Below are 4250 nucleotides of genomic sequence, written 5' to 3'. Positions count from 1 at the left end.
ACAGCGAAGCCTTCGACGCTGACGTCGGCGGTCTGGCTCCAGTCGCCACCCAAATGCACAGCGTCGTTAGCGCTGTCCGCGTCGATCACAGTCAGCAACGATTGCTGAGGCAGACGAATGGCAACGTCACCATCGCCGCTCGTTCCAGTCGCTGCACCCGAGGCCACCGTGGCAATCACTGCGCTGTCGGTCACATTCAAACCGCCGTCGCTCACGTTCAGAGCGATACGGCCGTTACGTTCGTCGCTGTTGGTGGAGCGAGCGTCCAGCGTGCCGCTGAGGGTCATGCCATCGCTGGCAGACAGATCGATACGTCCGCCGCCCGTGTCGTGCGCGACGATATTGCCAGCGACGACGATGTTGCCTTGATCGGCAGTCATCGACACCGACGTTCCTTGCACCGTGGCACCACTTGCGACGGTCAGGTCACCTGTGCCGCGCTGACGGAAACTCAAGTCTCCCGCAAAACCATCGGCACCCAACCGCTGGGTCAAATCAGCGAAGTCACCGAGATTCTGTGCGTCGGCGCTGAAGCTACCAGCCTCGCCGCCGGCAGCCGCGCTGCCATCGAGCGCTCCAGCCAATTGCAGACTTCCTGCAGCCGCGCTCAGTTCGATGCTGCCAGCGTCCGCTCCGCCTTCGGCAGAGACATCGATGCGTGACCCTTCGGCCAACACCACGTCGCCACTGGCCGCATCCAGGCTCACCGTGCCGCCATGGCTGTAAGCCATCTGATCGGCGAACTCGGTGGCGCGACCGCTGACATCGATGGCTGCGCTGCCGGTCAAAGCGACGCCGCCGTTGGTGGCATTCAAGCTCACCAAGCCCGAGGGCAGCTCGATGCGAGTCGCCAACTCAATAGAGCTCGCCGTCAAGCTAAAGGAGCCGCCGAGTTCATTGACTGCCTCGAGCGCCTGAGTCGAGCCGCTGTTCGACAATCTAGCGGCACGGTCAGCGCTGATCGCCAAGTCCACGCCGGATTGTGTACTGATACGCTGCGCGCCGAGCTGCAGGTCACCGCCGACGACGCTGACCGTCGTTGTGTCATCAGCGCGCACTTCACGGTTGGCCAATAGCCCAACGGACTCAAAGCCCGACATTTCCACCGCGCCGCCGTCGAAGACGACATTGTTCGCGGTCAGATGCAACTGACCGTTGCCGGTGGCGTCAGTCGGATTGGTGGCCGCATCGCCACCCGTGAATGTGACATCGCCCGCGGCGTCGATGGACACCGTGCCGTCGTCGTAGCCTCGGAGTGCGCGTGCGCTCAAGTTGAGATTGCTGAAGGCCAGATCGACATCGCCATACCAATCGATGGCGCTGCGACTGTTCAGGCTCAGCGTGTCGGCATCCAGACGCGACAACTGAGCCGCATCCAGCACCCAACCGCCAACGGAGGGATTCACGTTGCCGAGGCTAATCAGATTGCCGGTCAAGGACACTTCGCCACCCGCGGCTGACAAAGCTCCTGAGAGATCAGCGCCACCAGAGGATTCCAAACTGATGGAACCACCCGTCGCAGTCAGTGACGCGCCATCAGCAATGATCACGCGACCGGCGTTACCTGCCGAACTGCGTTGAACATTGGCTGCCTCCGACGTAGCGACGCGCACGAAGGCGCCATCGCCAGTCAAGCCAACATCCTGAGCCTGAACCTCTGCACCGCTGGCAGTGATACTGGCGTTCCGTTCGACGGTGACCGTGTTGGTGGCCGCCAGCATGACTTCCGGAGCGACCAACGCCGCGCCTTCAGCAATCGTCACTGTCGACGAGTTGGTGGTGATGTCGATGCCATCCTCGTTCTCGTGGCGCACGCCGCCCAACAAGATCGATTCGGCGCCCAGTGCATTGAGGTCGCCGGCATCCAACTTCAGCACGCCAACCGTGCTACCAGCACTGTCGAGGTCGGACACGACTTCGATAGCGCTACTGGCGATATCGAGCGCTGCGCCCCGGCCACCCTCGGCAGCATTGGCGCGCAAGGTACCTTCGAGGATCAGCGACTCGGTGGCAGTGATCGCGACTCTGCCCGCGTCTTGCGGCAGACGTTGCGTGGCCGCGCTTTCGCCACTCGCGGCGAAGAAATCATTGGCGTTGGTGAGGGTGTACTTAGCCTTGTTCTGTACGGCCTTGCCGTCGAGGATGGCGAACCCTGAAGTCCGCGCACTGTCACGCAAACCGCTGCCAGTGTGAGTGAAGTAGCCGGAGACGACCGTGCTACCGTCACTCAACCCATACGATTCGCTCGCACTGATGTCCTGATAGCCCGACACCGGCCGCACCAGATAAGCACCTGGCAGCAACGCAAACTTGGCGGGCAGCACGATGTATTCGCCGGCCGGTAGATTGCCGGTGCCGGAAAGATAGATGCTCCGGCCGCCTTCGAAGCCGGACTCACCATAGATGCTTTGGTCATACGCCGCGGACTGCAGGCGGCTCGCCGGGATGATGGCGAATCCGCCGAAGGTGTTGTCTTCACCGAGCACATCGAGCGTGCCGGTGGTGCCGGAAGTGAATTCAGTGGCCAACAAGTTGCCGCCGCCGCTCACGTCGAGCACAGCGCCCTCTTCCAAGGCGACCCGGTCGCCATTCAGGGCGACACGTTGATCGACGATGCGCTGACTGCCATCGCCGTAGATGATCTTCTTCGAGCCGAGCACGTACACCCAGTTGAGACCGCCTTCGGTCTCGCCGTAAAGCACGTTCAGCCCGGCGCCGCTGGTCGATGTCACGCTGCCATCAGTGAGCGTGATGCTGGGCGAATCGATAGTGATGCTGCCAAACGGTGCACGCACAGTGCCCGACTGCACCACTTCATCAGCCGACAGCGTCAACGCGCCGCCCGCGGACAACGCATCACCGGCAGTGCCGTTCTGCGTAACCGTCAATTTACCTTCGTCAGCATCGACGCCGGCAGCGACGGTGAACTGCGTCAGCGTGGTCGGGTAGACCTGTGCCGCACTCAATGTGAGATCACCCGCTGTGCTCAGCGAACCCTTCAGTGCCGGCGAGCCGGTCACTCCTTGCGGCGGATCGATCTGTACGCCGATCAGTCGCAAATCGCCGCTGGACTTCAGCGTGGCATCGGCAAAGCCTTGCAACACACTGGTGCCGATCACGTCGATCTGCCCTGCTTCGACATTCAGCGAGCCAGTGCCTGCCTGCGCGGGCGCCTGGTATTGAGAATTCAGGTTGTTGTGATCGAGCTCTGAGCTGCCCAACGTCACAATCGGCGCGCTCAGTGTGGCCTCGCCGCCATCGGAAGCGATTACGGCAGCGTTCACCGTCAGGCTGCGATCCAGTGCCAGCGACACATCGCCGTCGAACTCGACGCGCCCCACGTGCACGTCGATGGTGGATGCGGCGCCCTCGGAGGTCCACGTGGTTCTAGAGCTGAGCTCCAGCGCATCGAAGCCGCCTTCGGTCACCTGCTCCGCCGCCACCACGGCTCTGCCCGAATAGCCTGACAGTGTCGAGTCAGCGAAACTCAGATCGAGCGACTGCTGCGTGACTTCGATGGTGCGATCACCGCCCGGCAACGTGGACTCGGGGATAGGCCGGCTTTGACCCGGATCGTTGCGCTCGGAAGTATCCAGCGAAACGCGCAACGTACCACCGGCGAGATTGCCAGGATCGCCCGACTCGCCTTTGAGTTGGCCGCCGATGAGGATGGCCTCGGACGCCTCGATATCTACTGTGCCGGCAGCCGAACCAATCTGCCGTGTTTGATAGCGCCCGCGAGCATCCGACTTGATCGACAACTGCGCCGACGTGCCGGACACATCGATCAACGATCCGGAGGACGTGAGCACATGGCCACGATCCGCATCGATGCTGATGGTGCCGCCGCTCAGCACGTCGCCAATGATGCGTCCCTGGTCGTCGACCTCTGTCACCGCCGCGCCACGCGCCAACAGTTGCGCGTTGTCTCCGAGCCAGATGCCCTGATCCGCGAAGTATTGACCGGTGCCGTCCGCTGCAATCGCCAGCGAGTTGTTCAAGCGCAGGTCGATGTTGCCGGCCGCAGCCGAGATCGTGCCGTCGACCAACAATCGGCTCGACGAGTTCAAGCTGATGTCCGCACCGACATCGCCTTCGATGCGTGCGCCGGTGCCGATGACCAGATTGGCCGCGTCGGCGAAGGTCTGCTGGGTGTAACTATTGTTCGCCCCGGGCAGCGTTGGCATGGCAGTCAACGTCAGGTCTACCGCGTGACGCTCGATGTCTTCCAACAGACCGACGGTGGCGAT

At 62.5% G+C, this 4250-nt stretch carries 1 protein-coding gene; it reads right to left on the bottom strand.

Annotation, left to right across the window (positions count from 1 at the left end; genetic code table 11):
• A partial coding sequence (locus tag JNL55_RS20465) for a beta strand repeat-containing protein (RefSeq protein WP_293858057.1) occupies positions 1-4250 on the bottom strand: 4250 nt, incomplete at both ends.

The sequence above is a fragment of the Steroidobacter sp. genome (assembly GCF_016790065.1).
Classification (GTDB): Bacteria; Pseudomonadota; Gammaproteobacteria; order Steroidobacterales; family Steroidobacteraceae; genus Steroidobacter.
This window is presented reverse-complemented; position numbering and strand designations above follow the sequence as displayed.